The organism is Flavobacterium franklandianum (assembly GCF_007097365.1).
GTDB lineage: Bacteria > Bacteroidota > Bacteroidia > Flavobacteriales > Flavobacteriaceae > Flavobacterium > Flavobacterium franklandianum.
In genome coordinates this window covers 64,952-87,939 of the sequence record NZ_VJZR01000011.1, presented here as the reverse complement: position 1 = coordinate 87,939, position 22,988 = coordinate 64,952, and the positions used below count along the sequence as shown (strand labels likewise).

The window sequence follows — 22,988 nt, the reverse complement described above, 5'->3', positions numbered from 1 at the left end:
ATTTATTATTTTTACAATCGACAATATAAAAAATATATGAACTCAATTGCTGAACACATCGCTGATTTTCTAAAGAAATATCCGCCATTTGACAATTTAACTTTTCAAGAACTATCTGAAATTGCTACTAGTATTCGGGTAATCAATCTTGAAAAACACAAAGTTTTGTTTCAAATTAATGACGTTTTGCACGATAGTTTTTATGTCGTGGCTTCTGGTGTTATCAATCTTTCAGTCATTGCAGATGCCGAGGAAACTTTATTGAATAAATGTTACGAAGGTGATATTTTTGGTTTGCGTCCGTTTTTTGCCAAAAATAATTATATGATGACGGCAAAAGCACGTGAAGAAAGTATTATTTATGCTATTCCGATAGCTGTTTTCCGTCCGTTTGTAGCGAATAATTCTGAGGTTTTGGACTTTTTATTGCACAGTTTTGCAACTAACACAAGTAATCCAAGTGATAAAGAAAATTTACGTGGAAAATTGATTTCTGACAATGTATATTTTTCCAACCAACAATCAGAAATGCAATATTTTCAATCTCTGACTTACAATATTGCTCCAATAACTGCAACAGCATCTAGTATTGTTCAAGAAGCAGCTCAATTGATGACAAATTCTTTGTCTACTAGTGTACTGGTTTGCGAAAACAATTTGCCTATTGGCATTGTTACCAATACGGATATGTGCTCAAAAATTGCTACTGGTAGATTTCCAATTACGACAACCTTAGATAAAATTATGTCTTCGCCAGTAGTCACTGTTATTGAAAATGTTTCATTGGCAGAGGCTCAATTATTAATGTTAAAATACAATGTAACACATTTGTGTGTTACACAAGACGGAACCGATAAATCTGCTGTTAAAGGTGTCATTTCTGAACATGATTTAATTGTTGCTCAGGCCAGCAATCCTGGTGTTTTAATTAAGGAAATCAAACGCTCACAAACTCCTAAGGATTTAAAAGGAATTCGAGAACGGTTGACTGAACTTATTCAAAAATCAATTTCTAAAAATATTCCACTTTCGCACGTAAATAACCTAGCAAGTGAAATAAATCTGGCCATTATTAAGCGATCTGTAGAATTATCTATTTTGGATTTGGGCTCTCCTCCTGCTCGTTATGCTTGGTTAAGCATTGGAAGTCAAGGTAGAAAAGAACAATTATTAACTACTGATCAGGATAGTATGCTAATTTTTGAAGATGTAACTGCCGAAAAATATCGAGATGTTAAAGATTATTTTTTAAAATTAGGAAAAAGAACTACGGCAATTCTTGAAAAAGTGGGTTACGGATATTGTACTTACGGACATATGGCAAGCAACATGCTGTGGTGTAAATCACTGACTGACTGGACAAATCAATACAACAGTTGGATGAATACTCCAGGCGAAAATAGCAATCAATTGAGCAGTATTTTCTTTGATTTTGAAATTGTAATTGGAGAGAATAAAATTGAAGAAGTGATCGAGAATGTTGTTTTTAATAACATAAAAAACAATACATTATTATTTGATTTTCTTGGAAATGAAGCTTTAAGAAAAAACTCTCCGTTAACTTTTTTCAAAAAATTTAATGTCGAAGAAAAAGGCCCAAACAAAGATAAATTTGACATCAAAACTCGTGCTTTGATGCCACTAATCGACGGAGCTCGTTTGTTTAGTTTAAGCTATAATCTGCGTGGAGTTAATAATACTTATTTGCGTTTCAAACAACTAGCCATCACAGACCCACGAAATTCAGAGATTTATCTAAATTGTGCAAAAGCTTTTTTAACCTTGTCAAAATTTAGAACTATGGAAGGCTTAAAAAATGATAATTCAGGTCAATATATAAATATGCAGGAATTGTCAAAAGCAAACAAGGAAATTTTAAAAAATGCCCTTGCCCCAATGGATGAATTGGAAGACTTAATCAAAAACAAATTTCAACTGACCCAATTTTCATAATAATGTTAGACTGGATAAAAAATATCAACAAGGAATATCCTGAATTTTGGAAATTATACCTTTCTAAATTTGAAAAAAAATCAAATCGTTTTGTTGTTTTATCAACTGAAACTACTGGTTTGAGTTTAGAAAAGGATGTTATTTTATCATTTGGTTCTTTTTCAATAATCAACAATAGCATTGTTATTGGTGATAGTTTTGAAACGGTTATTGCACAATATAAATTCTTTCATGAGAATGGTATTTCTAACGAATTTACTATTGAAACAAAAATGAAAAAAATGGGAGAATCTGAGGCCATTCAGTCCCTAGTTGAATTTATTGGCAATTCAGTTTTAGTGGGGCATCACATCGATTTTGATGTCGAAATGATTAATGCAGCACTCGAAAGATTGGACTGTGGAAGATTAAAAAACGAGGCGTTAGATATTGATGTAATGCACAGAAAATTATTGGATATTAATAACAAACAATTTTCATTGGAAGAATTATGCGATATTTATAAATTACCTAAAAGTGACCGAAATTCTTCTTCTGAAGATGCTTATAAAATTGGCTTACTTTTCTTGAAATTAAAATCGAGATTGGGATTGAATTAAAGGGTAATTATTTGTTCAAACCGACCGTGATGGCTTATAGATACTGGTTTTTTTGATAAAATATTATTTTCAAAATATTCTGGAATTCCATTTTTTTTCCTAATATTTTTTCTATTATCCAATATTGAAATGGAATCGAAATGTTGGGTGTTTTCAACCGCTATTGTGTGGATAAATTCGGATTTAATTTCCGTTTTTGTATAATAAACGAAGTCTTTTATCACTACTTTTCCAAAAGTGATTTCATTAATACAATCCAAATCAAAACATTCCAATTGCAAAGGGAAATAGCCTCGAATTTGCGTTTTCCTATTGTGGATTTTGTAAGCAGCCTCCTTCCTACTCCACAAATTCCAAACCATAATTGTAGGATTTTCGGCAATCGAAATCAGTAATTGTTCGTTTTGGGTAAATATTTTATTCATAAAACCTTTCCTTTTCCAATTGCTTTCTTTTTCGGCTAAAGCCAAATCTACAATGTCGTTTCCAATCATTTTTCGGATAATTTGATTTCAATAATCTCCATGGCCGATTTTATATCGAGCATTCGTTCCATAGATTGATTGTCGATAATAATATCGAATTCTTCTTCAATATCTAAAATAACATCCACCAAATTAGCCGAATTGATTTGTAAATCAGCAATAAAATCAGTCTTTTCAGTTATATTTTCAAAAGCTTCTTGGTTTTTGATATAAGGCTTGACTATATTCTTTAACTTTTCAATAGTTTCTTTTTTGTCCATAATGTATATTTATTTTCGTATTAGCTCCCTCCTCTTTGCTACTCCAGTTCGCTATTGCTCGGGTGAGAAGGGCTGGGGTTGGGATTATATTTTTTAAAAATTACGCAACCATTTACATCTCCAAAACCAAAACTAGCTTTGGCAATAATAGTCAATTCTTTTTCAATTAATTTTTGAGGAATTCTTGATACATCAATTAAAGCCGTTATTTCAGGGTGTAAATCTTCGCAATTGGTATTCGGAAAAATAAATCCGTGATGCAATTGCAATACCGAAGCTACACTTTCGACACTTCCAGCACCCGTTAAACAATGGCCAACCATTGATTTCAAGGAGTTAATATAAGGAAAATTCACGCCACGTCTATCTAAGGCTTCACTCCAATTTTGAATTTCCAAACTATCTTTTGAAGTGGCGGTTAAATGACCATTGATAGCATCAATTTCTTTTGGATGAATTCCAGCATTTTTCAAAGCGTCTTTTATACATTTTTGCACAGCAACCGGATTTGGAGCTGTCATAGTTCCCAAACCTCGTTGACCACCAGAATTCAGGTTTCCGCCAAGAACTTCGGCATAAATTTTAGCTCCTCGCGTCAAAGCCGTTTCCAAATCTTCCATCACCATAGCTCCTGCCCCACTTCCCGGAACAAAGCCAGAAGCTGTTGCCGACATCGGTCTTGAACCTTGTTCTGGAATTTCGTTATTCTTAAAAGTACAGACTTTCATTGCATCAAATCCTCCCCAAATGTAAGGGCCAGAATCGCTTGTACTTCCTGCCAAAATACGTTTGGCTTGACCTGATTTAATACGCTCAAAAGCCATCAAAATACTTTCGGTTCCTGTTGTACAAGCAGACGAATTGGTGGTCACTTGATTTCCCAAGCCTAATTTTCCTCCTAAATAAGCACTCACACCGCTGTTCATAGTCTGTGCCACGGCTGTGCTTCCCAATCTTCGAGTTTGGAAATCGTCAATTTTATAAATGCTTTCTCTGAATTTGTCTATTCCAGAGGTTCCAGTGCCGAAAATAGTTCCACTTTCCCAATCGGGTTCATCGTTAATTTCCATTGATAAATCAGCGTCTTTCCAAGCATCAATTCCGGCAATAACTCCATATAAAATCCCTGATGAATTAAAGTTTCGGAGTTCTAATTCGGTAAAATAGTTTAATGATAACTCTGTTGAAACTTCTGGTTTTCCAGCAATATGACAAGAAAATTGCAATCGTGCTAATTCGGGATCGTGTTTTATACCAGAGATTCCGTTTTTTATGGCATTTGTAAACGTCTCCAATCCTACTCCATTGGGAGCAACAATACCAAGACCGGTAATTACGACACGTTTATTCATATAAAATTATTAAACAATCATTCCAGCAATTGTTCCCGAGCAAACTACTTCTCCCTTTTCGTTTTTCATTTCAACCTTGCATTTTAGTTTGCCAAATCTAAAATATATTTTCTCTGAAATTACCGTCACTTTTTCGTTTGGAAAAACAGGTTTTGAAAACTCTATTTCATTTGAGGTTAAGGCAATTGTAGTATTTTTGTTAAATGTATCATTCAATAAATATATCCCCAAGCAAACAACTCCAATTTGCGCCATAACTTCGGTGAGAATTACTCCTGGCGTGATAGGATTACCCTTGAAATGACCTTTATAAAAATCTAGATTTTCATCAAAAGCATAACATCCTTCCACTCCGTTTTCATCTACATGCAACAATTCATCCACAAACAAAAAAGGTTTGGAATAGGGTAATTTTGATATAATATCTTCTTTTTTCATACTGTTTTTTGCCACTGATTCACAGATTAATTAAAAAAATAATTCATTAAAAATATTAAAATCTGTGAATCTGTGGCTAAATATTTAAAACTGCAATAAAACTTTTTGAGCCGAAAATCCTGGACCAAAACTCAACATCAATCCTTTCTCGCCCTTCTTCGGTTTGGCATCCATAATTCGTTCTAAAACATACAAAACTGTGGCACTCGACATATTTCCGTACAATCGCAATACTTCTTTCGTATCATTGATGTTTTTGCCTAAATCAGAAAATAAACCTTCTACAGTTTGAACAATTTTTTTCCCACCAGGGTGAAAAATTAAGTGTTCTAAATCTTCTATATTTAGATTGTTTTTATCCAAAAAAGGATTAATAATATCCGGAAAATGAGAAGAAATTGTTTCGGGAACTTCTATATCCAAAATCATTTGCAAGCCAGAATTCGTTAGTTTGAAACCCATCAAATGTTCGGCATCGTAGAAATGATACATTTCTTCATCCAAAATTTCAGGACCTTCATCGTCAATATGGGAAGAAAGCAAAACACAAGCTGCTCCGTCTCCAAAAATGGCTGCGCTTACAATATTGGCCATCGAAAAATCATCGAGTTGAAACGTAGCCGTTGGACTTTCGACAGCGATGACAGCTGCTCGTTTTCCGGGATTGGCTTTCAAGAAATTTTTGGCATAAATAATACCCGAAATACCGGCAGCACAACCCATTTCGGTTACAGGAAGTCGCACAATATCTTGACGTAATTTCAGTTTATTAATCAGATAAGCATCCAAAGAAGGAATCATAATTCCGGTGCAACTTACCGTGATAATATAATCTAAATCTTCGGGTTTCCAATTGGCTTTCGCTAAGGCTTTTTCCAAAACTTTCGTACCTAAATCTATGACTTCGCGAACGTAAATATCGTTTCTTTCTTCGAAAGAAGTGTTGGTAAAAACTTCGATTGGATCCATAATAGAATAGCGCTTATCGACTGCGGCACCTTCAAAAATCTTCTTTATTTTTTTGATAAAACGACTGTCTTGTCCAACGAGCCAAGCGTCCAAGAAAGGTATAATTTCCTCGGTGGTTCGGGAATATTTTGGCAATTGCTTAGAAATACATTTGATTTTTACACTCATTTCATAATAAAATTTAAATTCAATGGCAATATCAATGACGATATCAATGACGATATCAATGGCAATATCAATGGCAATGGCAAAATCAAAAAAAAATAACCATTATACCAGCAATATTTTAATCAATCACGGAAAGATTTCTTCCAACCTCCCTCTTCTAACTTCTCTCTTCTAACTTCTCTCTTCTAACTTCCCTCTTCTAACTTCCCACTTTCTCAATTATCCATTGGTAACGGAAAGCCCATTTCCATTGAATTTTATAGTTGTTGAGTTTTAATTTTTTTGAAAAACAAACAAAATCTTCTTTTTTGAAACCTCTTAATATCGAAACTAATCCATCTTCTCTTGACATTGAATTCAGTCTGAAAACAAAACATAAAACTTGAAATAATCGATAAGCTAATGCACTTCTTTGCAAATCATTAATTACAATTCCAATATTTGAATTGGCATTAAAAACAGTCATCAATTGTAAAATTTTATCTTTTTTGAAATGATGTAATGTTAATGTACAGAGTACAATATCATATTTTAATTCGGTGAAAGCTTTATCAAAAACATCTTCGCATCGATAGCTAATATTTGGATAATTATCGGATAATTTTATAGCGTGATTGATGGTAAAATTATTGGCATCGATTCCTATCAAATTAAATTTAAAATGATTTTTAAACCCATAATCTGCCAAGGTTCGCAACATATCACCATTGCCACAACCCACATCTACAATGTTGATTTGTGTTCCCTTTGGAATTTTCACAATCAATTCCTGAACGCCTTGTAAAGTTAGCTGGTTTCCGCCCAAGAGTTGGTTTATTTTGGCAATTTTATCCAAAGCCTCGCGCAAGATTTCGCCCTCCATCGCAAAATCATCCATAATTTCAGGTTCTTCAGACCTATATTTTGTGTTTATAAACATCTTAGGATTTTAAAATTATGGGTTTGCCATGCGTTTTCGTTATTATTTCTGGTAATACGAAGGGAAATATAGCTAATAATTGCATCAAAAAAGTAGTTAATTTTTGTGACAGTAAAATTTTAGACAAAAACCGACCCATTCGCAATCTACTTTTGAAATGAGCATTCCAGGCTTGAGTGTATTTTTCTTCCAATTCTTTTCTAGAACGGATTGTATTCTCTGAAAATTCTAAAATAAGTTCCGAAACTATTTTGGCACTATGAATGGCCATTGCCATACCGTTACCACACAAAGGATGAATTAATCCGGCGGTGTCGCCAATCATCAAAATATGGTTTTCAACAGCTTCTTTTTCCTCAAAAGAAATTTGGCTTATCGTCAAAGGTTTTTCAAAAAGCAGTTCGCAGTTTTCAAAAACAGCTTTCAGATGTGGGTTTTTATATATTACTTTTGATTGGAATTCTTCTATATTTTTATATTGTTTAAAAGTTTCATAATCGACAAGATAACATATATTAATTATATTATTTTCTACTTTTGAAACACCACAATACCCACCTTTGAAATTGTGTAAACCTACTAAATCATTAGGAAATTCACCCGAATAATGTGCTTTTACTGCCAGCCAAGGTGATTTTTTTTGAATGAAACCACGATTGAGTTTTTGGTCAATATTAGAACGTTTTCCGAAAGCTCCAATTACTATTTTGGACTTCAATTCTAAAGTATTGGAAGTAGAAATTCGAAACTCGTCTTCGATAAATTGAATATCAGTAACAGTGTCTTGAATGATTTGGCAACCCTTTTTGATAGCTTTTAGATATAAATAATTATCCAATTCATAGCGACTAATACCAAAACCACCGAGAGGTAAATTACCAGAAATCATTTTTCCATTTGCAGTAGAAAAAGCTATTTTAGAAATATGGGAAGGCTTTAGATCTGAAATTTCCAAGTCCAACCATTGCAAATAAGACAATACTTCATTTGAAATGTATTCACCGCAAACCTTATGTTTTGGGTATTCATTTTTTTCAATTAAGGTAACTTTTAACCCAGATTTTGCTAAATGTATAGCACTAGTCAAGCCGGCTAAGCCTCCGCCAATAATTAACACATCTACATTAGTTTCCATAGTTTTGCTAATTTAGTAATTATTAAGCCACTTTATTTACATAATTAAATTTAATTTTTACATAAAAAAAGCGAAATAGAAGTTCTCTATTTCGCTTTTTTATATTTAAATCCTAGGGATTACTTCACTTAACTCTCCACGAGATTTCAAGTTAAGTGAATGTTTTTTTGACTTTATCTCATTTATTTTTTAATATGTTCTAACTAATTCAAAAATATTATAAAAAGATGCAGTGCATAATCCCCAACTAATAAATTTTATTATCCAATTTTTTTCATTGCAGTCATTGACTCTCTCAACCAAGCTCCAACTTCTTCAACAGGATGATTTCTGATGATGTAATTTACTTCGATTAATTCTTTGTTATCTACACCATTATTTCCGTCACTAAAAGGACGACCTACAAGATTACTTGGAGCATTTTTCACATAGTCAGCGATAAGCGGTTTACAAGCATGGTCAAATAAATAACATCCGTATTCAGCAGTATCCGAAATTACTCGGTTCATTTCGAATAATTTTTTTCTTGCAATAGTATTAGCAATTAAAGGTGTTTCGTGTAATGATTCGTAGTATGCTGATTCTTCGATAATACCTGAATCAGTCATAGCTTCAAATGCCAATTCGACACCCGCTTTTACCATGGCAACCATCAATACTCCATTGTCAAAATATTCTTGTTCTGAAATTTCAACTTTAGCTGCTGGTGTTTTTTCAAAATTTGTATCACCAGTTGCAGCTCTCCAAGACAACAAGTTCACATCATCATTTGCCCAGTCTTCCATCATTGTTTTAGAAAATTCACCAGAGATAATATCATCCATATGTTTTTGAAACAACGGACGCATAATATCTTTTAATTCTTCTGAAACTTTAAATGCTGTAATTTTTGCTGGGTTAGATAATCTATCCATCATATTGGTGATACCACCGTGTTTCAATGCTTCGGTGATAGTTTCCCATCCGTATTGAATTAATTTTGAAGCATATCCAGCATCAACACCTTCGGCTACCATTTTATCAAAACACAAGATAGAACCTGTTTGCAACAAACCACAAAGGATAGTTTGTTCTCCCATTAAATCTGATTTTACTTCGGCTACGAAAGAAGAACGCAATACTCCTGCTCTATTTCCTCCAGTTGCTACTGCATAGGCTTTGGCTTGAGCAAGACCAACTCCATTTGGATCGTTTTCAGGGTGAACAGCGATTAATGTTGGTACACCAAAACCTCTTTTGTATTCTTCACGAACCTCAGAACCTGGACATTTTGGAGCACACATAATTACAGTAATGTCTTTACGAATTTGCATTCCTTCTTCAACAATATTGAAACCATGTGAATATGCCAATGTAGAACCATTTTTCATCAAGGGCATAATCGCAGTAACTACGGCAGTATGTTGCTTGTCTGGTGTAAGGTTACAAACCAAGTCAGCAGTTGGAATTAAATCCTCATAAGTTCCCACTTTGAAACCATTATCGGCAGCGTTCATAAAAGAGACTCTTTTTTGAGCAATCGCTTCGGCACGCAACGCATATGAAATATCTAAACCAGAATCTCTCATGTTCAAACCTTGGTTCAAACCTTGTGCTCCGCAACCTACGATAACAACTTTTTTACCTTTAAGTGCTTCTATTCCATCAGCAAATTCGGATTGATCCATAAATTCGCAAACGCCTAATTGTTCTAATTGTAATCTAAGTGGTAATGAATTGAAATAATTTGCCATTTTTTAATATTTAATAATTGAATGATTTATAATTTTATAATTTAAAGTTATGATTTTTCCATAACCTGCAATCTGTAATCTGCTATTTGTAACCTGCAACCTGAACCCTATTTAAGTTCTTCTAATAAAGTCGTTACTTCCATTTTTTCTTTGGAAACTGAAATTCGTCCGGAGCGAACAAATTGCATAATTCCGAAAGGTTTTAATTTATTATACAAATCATTGATTTCGGCACGTTTTCCTGATTTTGAAATCACAAAAAAGTCTCTTGAAACCGTTACAATTTCCGAATGACTTTCTTTGATGATGTTTTGAATTTGTCTTTCGTCGAATAATAAGCTGGATTCAATTTTGAAGATGGCACTTTCGAGAAAGATGGTTTCTTCGTCAATATGATAAAAAGCTTTGATAACTTCGATTTGTTTTTCGATCTGACCTACAATATTTTGCACCCATTTCTCTGAAGTTTTTACTACAATGATAAATCGGGAAACGTTTTCGATTTCCGATTCGGATACGTTAAGGCTCAACACATTGATGTGGCGTTTCAAGAATATTCCTGAAATTCTATTCAATAAGCCCACATTATTTTCTGAATAAACAGAAATAGTGAATATTTTATTTTCTTCCATTTTTTATTTTGTTTAAGGTTGTTTAAACTGTTTAAAAATTTAAAGTTGTTTCATCAAATTAGTTGACTTTTTAAACAATTTTAAACCTTAAACTTTTAAACTTTCTTATGATAATCGCATTTCCGAAACCGAAGCTCCTGTTGGAATCATAGGAAATACATTGTTTTCTTTTTCTACCATAACTTCAAGGAAATAGGAATCTTTTGAAGCTAACATTTCGGCAACGGCTGCATCTAGATCTTCTCTTTTAGTCACTTTTTTTGATTTAATATGATAGCCTTCGGCAATGGCCACAAAGTTGGGATTGGTCATTATTGTTGAAGCATATCGGCTATCAAAAAATAGTTCTTGCCATTGTCGAACCATTCCTAAAAACTCATTATTGAGTACAACAATTTTCACCGGAACTTTGGTTTGAAAAATAGTTCCTAATTCTTGAATGGTCATCTGAAAACCACCATCGCCAATAATAGCCACCACTTCACGATCGGGTCTTCCCATTTTGGCACCAATAGCTGCGGGTAAAGCGAATCCCATCGTACCTAGACCTCCGGAGGTAATATTACTTTTGGTTGAATTGAATTTGGCATAGCGGCAAGCAAACATTTGGTGTTGACCCACATCCGAAACCATAATAGCATCTCCTTTAGAATGCTTATTAATCATTTCAATTGTTTCTCCCATCGAAATTCCACCAACGGTTGGAGCCAACTCTTCGTTGATAACTGCTTCCAATTCAATCTTGTATTTTTCTTTGAACTCATTGTGCCAAGAATCGTGTGATTTTTTTTCAATTAATGGAATCAATGCAGTCAATGCTTCTTTGACATTGGCCAAAACGGCTACTGTTGTTTTTACGTTTTTATCAATTTCAGCTGGATCAATTTCGAAGTGAATTACTTTAGCTTGTTTTGCATAAGTGGCTAAATTTCCGGTAACTCGGTCGTCAAAACGCATTCCGAGTGCAATTAATACATCACATTCATTAGTCAATAAATTGGGTCCATAATTTCCGTGCATTCCTAACATTCCCACATTCAAAGGATGGTCTGTTGGTAAAGCCGAAAGTCCTAAAATGGTCCATGCAGCTGGAATTCCTGATTTTTCGATCAATGCTTTTAATTCGGCTTCGGCTTCTCCAAGAATAATTCCTTGACCAAAAATGATATAAGGTTTTTTAGCAGTATTGATTAAATCTGCGGCTTCCTTAACTTTTTCAAGATTTAAGGTAGGTCTTGGATTATAGCTTCGAATTCCTGTGCATTTTTTATAACTAAAATCAATTTTGTCGAATTGAGCATTTTTGGTAATGTCAATTAAAACAGGACCCGGACGACCCGTTCTAGCAATGTAAAAAGCTTTGGCAATGATTTCTGGAATTTCAGATGCTTCGGTAATTTGGTAATTCCATTTGGTTACAGGAGTTGAAATTCCGATAATATCCGTTTCCTGAAAAGCATCAGAACCCAATAAATGTTTACCTACTTGACCTGTGATGCACACTATTGGAGTTGAATCGATTTGAGCATCGGCAATTCCAGTTACCAAATTGGTTGCACCAGGGCCTGAAGTGGCTATAGCAACACCAACTTTTCCTGTAGCTCTTGCATACCCTTGAGCAGCGTGGGTTGCACCTTGTTCATGTCTTACTAAAACGTGGTGTAATTGATCTTTAAATTTATATAATTCGTCATAAACTGGCATTATGGCTCCACCTGGATAACCATAAACCAAGTCCACGCCTTCTTCTAGCAAACATCGTATAACGGCTTCTGCGCCTGATATTTTATTATTTTCCATTATTTATATTTTAAACTTGTGCCTATTTGCTATTGCAATTGGTATTGATTTTTGAAATTTACTTATCAGTTACACATCCTGTAGAGGCGCTTGAAACTGATCTAGCATATTTTAATAGCACTCCTTTAGTTACTTTTAAATCAGGTTGAACCCAATTGGCCAATCTTTCGGCATATTCTGCATCGGAAATTTTTAAATTGATGGTGTTTTTTACGGCGTCAATTGTTATAATATCTCCATTTTCGATTAGAGCAATTCCACCACCGTCGTAAGCTTCTGGTGTAATATGTCCTACGACAAAACCGTGAGAACCACCTGAAAATCTACCATCGGTAATCAAAGCCACTTTATCTCCTAAACCAGCACCCATAATTGCTGAAGTTGGTTTTAGCATTTCTGGCATACCGGGTCCGCCTTTTGGACCACAATATCGGATGACGACAACATCGCCCGGTTTTATCATTCCTTTTTCAAGCCCCGGAATAACTTCAAATTCGCTTTCGAAAACCACAGCTGTTCCTTCAAAATATTCTCCTTCTTTGCCACTTATTTTGGCAACACAACCTTCTGTAGCTAGGTTACCGTACAATATTTGAATGTTTCCTGAAGATTTTAATGCATTTTTAATATCATGAACTATCTCTTGACCTTCGTATAAATCTGGTACAGATTCTAAATTTTCAGCAATTGTTTTCCCTGTTACAGTCATACAATCTCCGTGGATGTAGCCTTCTTTTAATAAATATTTCATTAATGCAGGAATTCCACCAACGGCGTGCAAATCTTCCATCATGAATTTTCCGCTTGGTTTTAAATCGGCCAAAACTGGGGTTTTATCGCTAATAGCTTGAAAATCGTCTAATGTAATTTCGATGTCAACTGAATGAGCCATAGCAATTAAGTGCATCACAGCATTGGTTGAACCAGCTAAAACGGCTACAATAGTAATAGCATTTTCAAAAGCCTTACGAGTCATAATATCTTTTGGCTTAATATCTTTTTCCAATAATATTCTGATAGCTTTTCCAGCATCCTCACATTCTTGTAATTTATCTTGACTTACTGCAGGATTTGAAGAACTATAAGGTAAACTCATTCCTAATGCTTCAATTGCAGACGCCATTGTATTAGCAGTATACATTCCGCCACAAGCGCCTGGACCTGGACAAGAATTTTTGATAACTCCTTTGAAATCTTCATCGGAAATAGCATTATTGAATTTTTTTCCCAAGGCTTCAAAAGCAGATACTATATTAAGGTGTTCGCCTTTCCATCTTCCTGAGTTTATTGTTCCACCATAAACCATTATTGCAGGACGATTGACTCTTCCCATTGCAATTAAGGCTCCCGGCATATTTTTATCACAACCTGGTATAGCAATCATCGCATCATACCATTGTGCTCCCATTACCGTTTCGATAGAATCGGCGATGACATCACGAGAAACTAATGAAAAGCGCATCCCTTCGGTTCCGTTTGAAATTCCGTCGCTTACTCCGATAGTATTAAAAATCAAGCCCACTAAATCCGCATTCCAAACGCCCTTTTTAACATCTTTTGCAAGGTCATTCAAGTGCATATTACAGGTATTGCCTTCGTAACCCATACTTACAATACCCACTTGCGCTTTATTCAAATCTTCTTCTGTCAAGCCAATTCCGTACAACATAGCTTGCGCAGCAGGTTGTGTGATGTCTTGAGTTATTGTTTTACTATATTTATTTAATTCCATTATTTGATTTTCTTTCTAATTTTATTTTTAGCTTCTTATTAAGTCGCTTTCAATTTTACAAGCTTCCACAATTTGGTGAATATCTGAATCCAGAACTTCTTTTTTAATATCTGCAAATTTCAAGAATTCAACATATACGATATCCAATTGTACTTTTGTCAATTCATAACCCACTTTTTTGGCTCTGTAGGCCAATGCTGCTCTACCACTTCTAGCTGTAAGAATGATAGAAGATTCGTTGACTCCTACTTCAAGAGGATCCATAATTTCGTAGGTCTCTCTATTTTTAATCACACCATCCTGATGAATTCCTGAACTGTGTGAAAATGCGTTGGCACCTACAATGGCTTTGTTAGGTTGTACAATCATTCCCATACTTTCAGATACCAATCGACTCATTTCGTTCAATTGTCTTGTGTTTATGCTGGTATCTAAATTCAAATATGGGTGTTGTTTTAGAATCATTACCACTTCTTCAAGTGCTGTGTTTCCTGCTCTTTCCCCTATTCCGTTGATGGTACATTCTATTTGTCTGGCACCGTTGATAACACCAGCAATCGAATTGGCTGTAGCCATTCCTAAATCATTATGACAATGACAAGAAAGAATTACGTTTTCGATGCCTTTTACGTTTTCTTTCAAGTATTTTATTTTTGCACCATATTCATCAGGCAAACAATATCCTGTTGTATCGGGAATATTTAATACAGTTGCTCCTGATTTTATGACTTCTTCACAGACTCGTGCCAAAAATTCATTATCCGTTCTACCCGCATCTTCTGCATAAAATTCTACATCTTCAACATATGATTTGGCATAAGAAACGGCATATTTTGCTCGGGCAATAATGTCTTCTCTTGTGGTATTAAGTTTGTGAACTATATGTGAATTTGACGTTCCAATTCCGGTATGAATACGGGGTCTTTTGGCGTATTTCAAAGCCGCCGCAGCCACATCAATATCGTTTTTAACAGCTCTTGTAAGTCCGCAAACCGTAGCGTTTTTTATAATTTTGCTTATTTCAGAAACAGATAAAAAATCACCGGGACTTGAAACAGGAAACCCAGCTTCAATTATATCAACTCCCATTTCGTCGAGACGAGCTGCAATTACTAGTTTTTGTTTGGTATCTAATTTACATCCTGGGACCTGTTCACCGTCTCTTAAAGTGGTATCAAAAATTTGGACTTTCTCTCTATTCATTTTAAAATATTTAATGTAATTTCACATCTTTGAACAAAAATAGATTTCATTCTTTTATAATAAAACTCATTTTTGTAAATTATACTGTTTATAAGGGATGTAAAATCTTTGTAAACTACTTAAAAACAATACGTTACTATACTATATTTTACAATGGCTAACCATCAAAAAGATTCTTTATTTGTTTTAATTAAATCCCTTTCAAAGTCTGAAAAAAGACAATTTAAGATTTTTGCTAGTCGTCTTGAAACGAGTTCAAATACAAAATTTATCGAATTATTCAATGTTTTGGATAAATCTGAAGCCTATGACGAGAAAATTATCTTGAAAAGTGGCGTCATCAAGAAAGCACAATTATCGAACCTTAAATCGTATTTATACAAACAAATATTAGTGAGTATTCGGTTGAATATTCCCAGCCAAAACATTCGCTACCAATTAAGAGAGCAAATTGATTTTGCGGCTATTTTATACAATAAAGGGTTGTACAAGCAGAGTTTGAAAATTTTGGACAAAACCAAACAACAAGCGATGGAAAACGACGAAAAATATATGGCGTATGAAATTGTAGAATTCGAAAAACTAATAGAATCTCAGTACATTACCCGCAGTATTCAAGGTCGTGCCGACGAATTAGTTATTCAGGCCAAAGAACTGAATTATAAAAATACGATTTCGAGTAAATTGTCGAATTTGTCTTTGCAATTGTATGGTATTATGCTGAAAACGGGCTATGTGCGCAGTGATGAAGAACACCAATATATTGACGATTATTTCAATAAACACATCTCTAAATTCGACGAGAAAAAGTTTGGCTTTAGAGAACGCTATTGGTATTTCAATGCCAATCTTTGGCGCAGTTTCTTAGTTCAGGATTTCTTGTCCTGTTATAAATTTTCGCACAAATGGGTGACGCTTTTTTATGACAATAGAAATATGATTTTCCTTAATCCAGTATTTTTCTTGAAAGGGAATCATTATTTATTGGAGTCACTATTTATGCTGAAATACAAGTCCAATTTCAAGAAATATTTAGAGCTACTGGAAGAAACCATCAACGATCCGCAGTTTCCTATCAATGATAATATTACTTCTTTGTCTTTCCTGTATTTGTACAACAACAAACTCAATTATCACATTCTCGAAGGCACTTTTGCCGAAGCGGAATACCTGATTCCAGAAGTTTTAGACAAAATAAATCTGCACTCTGAGCATCTGGATGAGCATCACGAAATGTTGTTTTACTACAAAATTGCCTGTATTTATTTTGGCAACGAAAAATACAACGAATGTGTGTTGTATCTCGAAAAAATCATCAATAACAAAAACCTGTATGTTCGTGAAGATTTGGCCTGTTTCGCCCGATTGTTGTGCTTGATTGCGCATTACGAATCTGGTAAAGATTTTAACTTAGAAAATCAGTTGGTGAGCACCTATAAATTTCTAATAAAGATGAACGATTTACACGAAGTACAAAAGGAAATCATTCGCTTTTTGAAAAAATTAAGCACCATTTATCCAAGTGACATCAAAAAAGAATTCATCAAAGTAAAAGAGCGTTTTGTCGAATTGGAAAAAAACACTTACGAAAAAAGGGCTTTCCTTTATCTCGACATCATCTCTTGGCTCGAAAGCAAAATCGAAAACCGAAAAATAAGTGATATTATCAAGGAGAAAGCGAAGTTGAGTAATAGGTAAATCTTAGTTTTTATTTTCATAAAAATACCCTCAAAAAGTTTTTAATTTTTTGAGGGTATTGTGTATATATATTTAATTATTAAAATAATTTATTCGTTTTATAAACAATGGGGGTTTCCTGTAAATACAGTTTTGCATCTTGGAAAAAAGATTGAATATAAGGTTGTTGATTGTGGTGATCCAATCCACTTTGATTTTCCCATACTTCATGAAAAATAAAAGTATTGGGCTCTTGGTCGCTTTGATGCAAATCATACTGAAGACAAGCCGTTTCTTTTTTGGTTTTTTGTACTAAATCAAGCAAATGAGATTTTAAAGTTTCTATACTTTCTGTTTTGCTTTTAAGGATTACTGTTAGGTTTATTGGCATAATTAATTTAAAATAATGGGGTTAAATATTTTTCGATACTATTTTAGTATGAAAGATGGTAAAGTTAAACAATAGAGAACGTTAATACTCCAACAATTCCAGCAACTCCTTTTCAAACCTTCCTTTAGGCAAATACTGGTCTTCCAAGGCTTTGGTAAATGGAATCGGACTGTCCAAACTCGCCACACGTTTTACTGGAGCATCGAGATAGGTAAAACAATTTTCCATAATCAAAGCCGAAATATCGCTGGCAATTCCACCAAATAAAGAATCTTCTTGGTAAACAATCGCTCTTCCAGTTTTCTTTACAGAATTATAAATAGCTTCTGTATCTAATGGTTGCAAGGTTCTTAAATCCAACACATCGGCAGAAATTTCAGGGTTTTTAGCCAAAGTTTCCAACGCCCAATGCACTGCAGCACCATAAGCAATAATCGTCACTTGGCTTCCTTTTTTCAACAACGCGGCTTTCCCTAGTGGAATCGTATAATAATCAGTTGGCACCTCTTGGTGGATGCTACGATACAATTGTTTGTGTTCAAAAAATAATACTGGATTCGGGTCGTTGATACTTTCGTTCAACAATCCTTTGGCATCATACGGAAAGGCAGGATAAACCACTTTCAAACCCGCAGTTTTAGTAAACCAGGCTTCGTTAGTCTGCGAATGAAATGGCCCCGCTTGTGTGCCGCCGCCGCAAGGCATCCGAACCACAACATCAGCTTTTTCTTGCCAACGGTAATGCGTTTTCGCCAATAAATTCACAATCGGATTGAAACCTGTAGAGACAAAATCGGCAAATTGCATCTCGACAATCGCTTTATAACCGTTGATAGACAATCCCATTCCAGCCGAAACCACCGCGCTTTCGCAAATGGGTGTGTTGCGAACTCGTTCTTTTCCAAATTGATCTACAAAACCCTCGGTGATCTTAAAAGCACCACCATATTCAGCAATGTCTTGACCCATGATAACCAAGTTCTCATAACGTTCCATCGACTGTCTCAAACTACTGGAAATAGCATCTATAAAACGAATATTTCCTGTTTTGTAAGAATGCTTAACTTCTTGATAATCATATTTTTTATAAACATCATTTAATTCATTTTCATAAGTAGCTTCAATCTCTGGTTCTGCATTGGCAAGAGCTAGATTTTCATCAATTTCGTTCTTGATTTCACTTCTTAAATTAGAATCAAATTCCTCCGAAAGAACGTTTTTATCTTTTAAATAGTTCCTGTAATTTTCCACCGGATCTTTGGCAGCCCACTCCTCCATCAAGGCCGAAGGAACATATTTGGTACCACTCGCCTCTTCGTGACCTCGCATTCTAAAGGTTTTAAATTCCAATAAAACCGGACGTGGATTTTCCTTCATTGATGCTTTTAATTCGGATAATTTAGTAAAAACTTCCAGAATATTATTGCCATCCAAAATATGACTTTCCATTCCGTAACCAATGCCCTTATCGGCAATATTTTTACAACAAAACTGCTCGTCTGTGGGTGTCGAAAGTCCATAACCATTGTTTTCAATGATAAACAGAACTGGTAATTCCCAAACGGCTGCAATATTTAAGGCTTCGTGAAAATCTCCTTCGCTTGTGGCACCTTCGCCAGTAAATACCGCAGTTATCTTTCCGTTTTGTTTTAGTTTATTCGCCAAAGCAATCCCATCAGCAATCCCTAATTGAGGACCCAAATGCGAAATCATCCCAATAATCTTGAATTCTTGTGTGCCAAAATGAAAACTGCGATCCCGACCTTTGGTAAAACCATTAGCCTTACCCTGCCATTGCGAAAATAATCGGTGTAATGGAATATTTCGTCCCGTAAAAACTCCCAAGTTGCGGTGCATCGGCAGAATGTATTCGTCATCATCCAAAACGGCTGTAACACCTACAGCAATAGCCTCCTGACCAATTCCAGAAAACCATTTCGAAACCTTTCCTTGCCGAATCAGAATCAACATTTTTTCTTCGATTAGTCTTGGTACAACTAGTCTTTTATATAAATCTAATAATTGTTCGTTGCTAAGGTTTTTGCTGTCGAAAGTCATGAAAGTTGCTTTTTTTAAGTAGTTCAAAAGTATAAAAAAATAACAGTATCGCCTGCTAATGTTATATTTTTTATTGATTTTTAAGTACATTTAAATAAAAAAATGAGATTGGTGCGACTCAATCTCATTTTTCCAGAATTAAAAAAACAACAATTCTTTTTTAACAAATTCTGGGCAATTGTTCACCAATAAATGGACTCACTAGTCTCGCTTGGGATTGTTTAGTCTTTCCTTTGGAAAATCAATTTTTAAATCTCAAAAACTACAATTCGTTCTCCTCATTATTTCTTCACTACTTTGTGTTTCGTATGGAGGAAGAGTGATATATGTGAATCTCTATTTGAATGTCAATTTAGTATTGAAAAATTATTTTCCGTTTCCTCCAAAGTCAAATTGGAAAGCACTGATTTATTTGCTTTCAAAACATCATTTTCACTGATATACTGGTCCTCTTTTTATATCAAAAGCCAGTCGTTTTTTTGTTTGATTTTTAATTTTACCAGGGGAAATTCTCCTATGAATTTCTTTCCTTTTAGAAAAAAAACTTAGGTTTCCGCTTTGTAAACCGGATTTGACATTGTCTCCTATTAATTTTGTATTTTGTTTGTCAGCTAAAGAATAAGTTCCTTTATCCCAAATAATAACTGTTCCTGCACATAATGTTGCCTTCAAAGACCTTGTATCTATAAGAGGATGATCTTCCACCATAATCGCCAATCTTTTTTCTTCAGGATTCATTGAGGGTTCTTTTGGGATTGCCCAACTTTTTTAAACACCAATCATTTAGAGGTAAAATCATAGTGCAAATGGGATGCTGCGTGTTTTTGTACTACAAAAGTCAATTCATTTTTAGATTTTTTTATCTCACCTTTGGGTTTGGTGGTGGAATTAAAATCACGTTTCTGATTGTTTTTACTTAAATCCATTGCTAATAGGGATTACTTTTAAACTAGATTAAATTTATACTTTTAAAATTAATCTTTTATAGGAAAGTAATAAATTGATAAGGATGAAAAAGTTAAATTTATTTAGAGATAAATAAGTAACGTTTAGCAATGTCAAAATAATATGTGATTAACGAACTTTAATCAAAGTAAGAATTCTATTTTGTAATTTTAATATCCCTAAAGAGGTCTTCCATCTAATGTCGATGGTCTGACCTTCGGACACGCTTGCAATGGCGAGTAGTGAAATATCTCCTTTATCACCCATTTTTGTTCTGGTAGAATTGGCTATTAATGCTCCATTTTGATAGATACTGAAACTAGACAACGCACCTCCTAAATCAGCAACAGGGGTATAAATCGAACCATCAACTACAGTTGGAAAAGTAAAACCCGTTATAGCTCCTGTATTGGTACCTATGTTTCCTATTATAGTTGAAGTTCCAGCATTCACTATTGCTCCCGACGAGGTGAATAGTGCATAACTACTCAATTCCCCTAAGTTGATGGAGGAGCTTCCTAAAGGTAACTTTACTATACTAGTACCAACCGTAATAGCTCCTGTATTACTGAACAACCTTCCCTCTAGTGTACTTCCTGCACCTATCGAAGCGGCAGCATCTTTGGCAAAAAGACTTCCTACCATTTTATTGTCAGCAGCAATATCCATTGCACCGGCTGAAGTAGCTACCCAAAAAACATTAGAAGCCTGGGCACCACCGGTTAATATAACAGTTGCACCAGCACCAGTAGCCAACGCCCCATTTATTTTGAATATAAAAAGATCATCCGCCGTTCCATTCAAAGTTAGCGTTCCTGATAGTGACCCTGCCCCACCAATAGCATATACACCAGCGGTTAAAGTTTCTCCGTTTCCAAATGTAGCAGAATGGCTTAAATTTGTTGTTGCAATGTCAAGGAGTTGTTGATTTGCATTCGACAAGTAGGAAATCCCTCGAGCTGTTGTACCTGCTGATGAACTTACATATTGCCCATTAAACATAACCGAATAGGTTCCTGCACCAGGATTTACACTCATTCCTCCTACCACTAAATCAATAGGTGACGTAGTAGATGTTTCAATACTGGCATTTAACGATTTATAATCGTTAGTGTTATTTGCTAAAACAAAAGCTGTAGTAGCAATTTGATCCGTATTGGTAGACAAGCTTGCCGTGGGTGCAAGTGGCACTCCTGTTAAAGAAGGAGATGCTGATAAAACCACATTACCATTTCCTGTTGTAGCAATTTCCTCCACCGATCCTTCACCTGATGTGGTTCTGCCTAAAATAGAATTAGTGGTCACATTCTGAATTTTAGAATAGGTAACATTGGCGGCTAAAATATTGCTAGTAACTACGGCATCACTTGCTATATCTGATGTGATTATAGTTCCATCATTAATCATAGAACTAACCACCTTATTTTTACCAATAGCACTTACTCCAGCATTGTCAATAGTAACATCACCACTAAAAGTGACAGCGGTGGCTTTTCCATCAGCATTTCCTAGCAAAAAATTGTTAACTCCTAGATTAGAAATCAAAAGCCCTGTCCAAGAATTCTTAACCCAAACTACTATTTCTGAGCCATTAGATCGAGAACAATCCGTACACCAAAGCATTAAACCTTCAGGTGGATTTTGAATTAAATCTCTTTGGGCTTTATTCATTCGGGGAAGCAAAAATCCTTTGGTGGTACTTTCTATTTCTAAAACAGCCTTATCATTTATAATATTTGAATTATCTCCGAATTTCTGCATTATCTGTGCCGAAACACCATAGGTGCAAAACCAAAGCAAGGTTAGACAGAGGAATGTTTTAGAAAATGAAGTAGTATGCATTATTATTTTAAATTTAATTCAGAAAAATTAGTCAATAACATACCAAGCACTACCATCAGATTGAACTCTAATTGTTTTTGGATAGTTCAAAGAATTAATAGTTGTAAGGTCTACAAGCGTTAAATCATCAAAAGTTAGTGCATTATTTGACGAATCTGTTTTACGAATTACATAAATTTTTCCGATAGATCCTGAGGCTACTGGTAAGGATAATTTAAAACCTCCAGATGAAGTATTACAAAGAATAGTATTATCAGTAGCTAATGCAGTGTAAGCTGAAGTATGGGTAACAATAGAAATAATACTTCTTGTATTAACATAATCTATTACCGCTTTTTCTGTTGGGAATTTTAGGTCTGAATTAGAAGTAAGTACTATAGTTGTTGATTTATTAGCTGTATCTTCCTTATCAGCTGTTAACTTTACTTCAGCTGCTGTTGCACGGTTTGTTTCTATTAAAACTTTTGCAGTTGCATCAGTTGCTGCTGCTGCTTGTGCTGCATCGGCTTTTGTTGAAGCATCAGTTGCTGCTGCCGTAATTGCTGCTGCTTGTGCTGTATTTGCTTTTGTTGAAGCGTCGGTTGCTGCTGCCGTAATTGCTGCTGCTTGTGCTGCATCGGCTTTTGTTGAAGCATCAGTTGCTGCTGCCGTAATTGCTGCTGCTTGAGCTGCATTTGCTTTTGTTGAAGCATCAGTT

General features: G+C 34.8%; 19 protein-coding genes. 3 read left to right on the top strand and 16 right to left on the bottom strand.

What is annotated here, in order from left to right; genetic code table 11:
- The first annotated feature begins 36 nt into the window (after positions 1 to 36).
- Together FNW17_RS12270 and FNW17_RS12265 are read left to right on the top strand one after the other, a co-directional pair.
- Complete coding sequence (locus FNW17_RS12270; protein ID WP_144071777.1) at positions 37 to 1,953, top strand: DUF294 nucleotidyltransferase-like domain-containing protein; 1,917 nt, start codon at positions 37 to 39, stop codon at positions 1,951 to 1,953.
- A 2-nt stretch (positions 1,954 to 1,955) separates the two neighbouring features.
- On the top strand, positions 1,956 to 2,552 hold the full coding sequence (locus FNW17_RS12265; protein WP_143389355.1) for a 3'-5' exonuclease: 597 nt from the start codon (positions 1,956 to 1,958) through the stop codon (positions 2,550 to 2,552).
- On the opposite strand, the gene FNW17_RS12260 is transcribed toward FNW17_RS12265, so the two are convergent.
- The 12 genes from FNW17_RS12260 to FNW17_RS12205 form a co-directional block, all read right to left on the bottom strand.
- Positions 2,549 to 3,046, bottom strand: coding sequence for a 4'-phosphopantetheinyl transferase family protein (locus FNW17_RS12260; protein ID WP_143389354.1), 498 nt, complete (start codon positions 3,044 to 3,046; stop codon positions 2,549 to 2,551). The two genes, FNW17_RS12265 and FNW17_RS12260, sit on opposite strands and share 4 nt — an antisense overlap.
- On the bottom strand, positions 3,043 to 3,297 hold the full coding sequence (locus tag FNW17_RS12255; RefSeq protein WP_143389353.1) for an acyl carrier protein: 255 nt from the start codon (positions 3,295 to 3,297) through the stop codon (positions 3,043 to 3,045). The genes FNW17_RS12260 and FNW17_RS12255 overlap by 4 nt, the downstream gene beginning before the upstream one ends.
- Positions 3,298 to 3,335: 38 nt before the next feature.
- The gene (locus tag FNW17_RS12250; RefSeq protein WP_144071776.1) at positions 3,336 to 4,649 is read right to left on the bottom strand and encodes a beta-ketoacyl-[acyl-carrier-protein] synthase family protein; all 1,314 of its coding nucleotides are present in this window, start codon (positions 4,647 to 4,649) and stop codon (positions 3,336 to 3,338) included.
- A 9-nt stretch (positions 4,650 to 4,658) separates the two neighbouring features.
- Positions 4,659 to 5,087 carry a 3-hydroxyacyl-ACP dehydratase FabZ family protein gene (locus tag FNW17_RS12245; RefSeq protein ID WP_143389351.1) on the bottom strand — a complete coding sequence of 143 codons (429 nt, stop codon included), beginning with the start codon at positions 5,085 to 5,087 and terminating at the stop codon, positions 4,659 to 4,661.
- An 84-nt stretch (positions 5,088 to 5,171) separates the two neighbouring features.
- On the bottom strand, positions 5,172 to 6,224 hold the full coding sequence (locus FNW17_RS12240) for a type III polyketide synthase (RefSeq protein ID WP_144071775.1): 1,053 nt from the start codon (positions 6,222 to 6,224) through the stop codon (positions 5,172 to 5,174).
- 199 nt (positions 6,225 to 6,423) lie between these two features.
- Positions 6,424 to 7,143, bottom strand: coding sequence for a methyltransferase domain-containing protein (locus tag FNW17_RS12235; protein WP_143389349.1), 720 nt, complete (start codon positions 7,141 to 7,143; stop codon positions 6,424 to 6,426).
- Position 7,144: 1 nt separating this feature from the next.
- Positions 7,145 to 8,278 (bottom strand): NAD(P)/FAD-dependent oxidoreductase, encoded by a 1,134-nt coding sequence (locus FNW17_RS12230; RefSeq protein ID WP_144071774.1) that lies wholly within the window; start codon positions 8,276 to 8,278, stop codon positions 7,145 to 7,147.
- Positions 8,279 to 8,538: 260 nt separating this feature from the next.
- Entirely contained in the window at positions 8,539 to 10,011 is a 1,473-nt protein-coding gene (gene ilvC / locus FNW17_RS12225) for a ketol-acid reductoisomerase (protein WP_144071773.1), read from the bottom strand.
- Between the two features lie 107 nt (positions 10,012 to 10,118).
- Positions 10,119 to 10,643 (bottom strand): acetolactate synthase small subunit, encoded by a 525-nt coding sequence (ilvN, locus tag FNW17_RS12220; protein ID WP_143389346.1) that lies wholly within the window; start codon positions 10,641 to 10,643, stop codon positions 10,119 to 10,121.
- A 105-nt stretch (positions 10,644 to 10,748) separates the two neighbouring features.
- Positions 10,749 to 12,443: a biosynthetic-type acetolactate synthase large subunit gene (gene ilvB / locus FNW17_RS12215; RefSeq protein ID WP_143389345.1), complete on the bottom strand. Its 1,695-nt coding sequence runs from the start codon at positions 12,441 to 12,443 to the stop codon at positions 10,749 to 10,751.
- 58 nt (positions 12,444 to 12,501) lie between these two features.
- Positions 12,502 to 14,175 (bottom strand): dihydroxy-acid dehydratase, encoded by a 1,674-nt coding sequence (ilvD, locus tag FNW17_RS12210; RefSeq protein ID WP_144071772.1) that lies wholly within the window; start codon positions 14,173 to 14,175, stop codon positions 12,502 to 12,504.
- A gap of 27 nt (positions 14,176 to 14,202) precedes the next feature.
- Complete coding sequence (locus FNW17_RS12205) at positions 14,203 to 15,378, bottom strand: 2-isopropylmalate synthase (protein ID WP_143389343.1); 1,176 nt, start codon at positions 15,376 to 15,378, stop codon at positions 14,203 to 14,205.
- Positions 15,379 to 15,531: 153 nt separating this feature from the next.
- Between FNW17_RS12205 and FNW17_RS12200 the strand changes: the two genes are divergently transcribed.
- Positions 15,532 to 17,076: a hypothetical protein gene (locus FNW17_RS12200; protein ID WP_143389342.1), complete on the top strand. Its 1,545-nt coding sequence runs from the start codon at positions 15,532 to 15,534 to the stop codon at positions 17,074 to 17,076.
- A gap of 79 nt (positions 17,077 to 17,155) precedes the next feature.
- Here the strand turns inward: FNW17_RS12200 and FNW17_RS12195 are convergent, their stop codons facing one another.
- The 4 genes from FNW17_RS12195 to FNW17_RS12180 all read right to left on the bottom strand — a co-directional run bounded on the left by FNW17_RS12195 (position 17,156) and on the right by FNW17_RS12180 (position 22,291).
- A complete protein-coding gene (locus tag FNW17_RS12195; protein ID WP_143389341.1) occupies positions 17,156 to 17,446 on the bottom strand; it encodes a putative quinol monooxygenase in 291 nt (96 codons plus the stop codon).
- A gap of 81 nt (positions 17,447 to 17,527) precedes the next feature.
- Positions 17,528 to 19,504: an alpha-ketoacid dehydrogenase subunit alpha/beta gene (locus FNW17_RS12190; RefSeq protein ID WP_143389340.1), complete on the bottom strand. Its 1,977-nt coding sequence runs from the start codon at positions 19,502 to 19,504 to the stop codon at positions 17,528 to 17,530.
- A 432-nt stretch (positions 19,505 to 19,936) separates the two neighbouring features.
- Positions 19,937 to 20,242 (bottom strand): DNA polymerase ligase N-terminal domain-containing protein, encoded by a 306-nt coding sequence (locus tag FNW17_RS16565; RefSeq protein ID WP_235893275.1) that lies wholly within the window; start codon positions 20,240 to 20,242, stop codon positions 19,937 to 19,939.
- Positions 20,243 to 20,578: 336 nt separating this feature from the next.
- Positions 20,579 to 22,291: an ice-binding family protein gene (locus FNW17_RS12180; protein ID WP_143389338.1), complete on the bottom strand. Its 1,713-nt coding sequence runs from the start codon at positions 22,289 to 22,291 to the stop codon at positions 20,579 to 20,581.
- Positions 22,292 to 22,988: the final 697 nt, after the last annotated feature.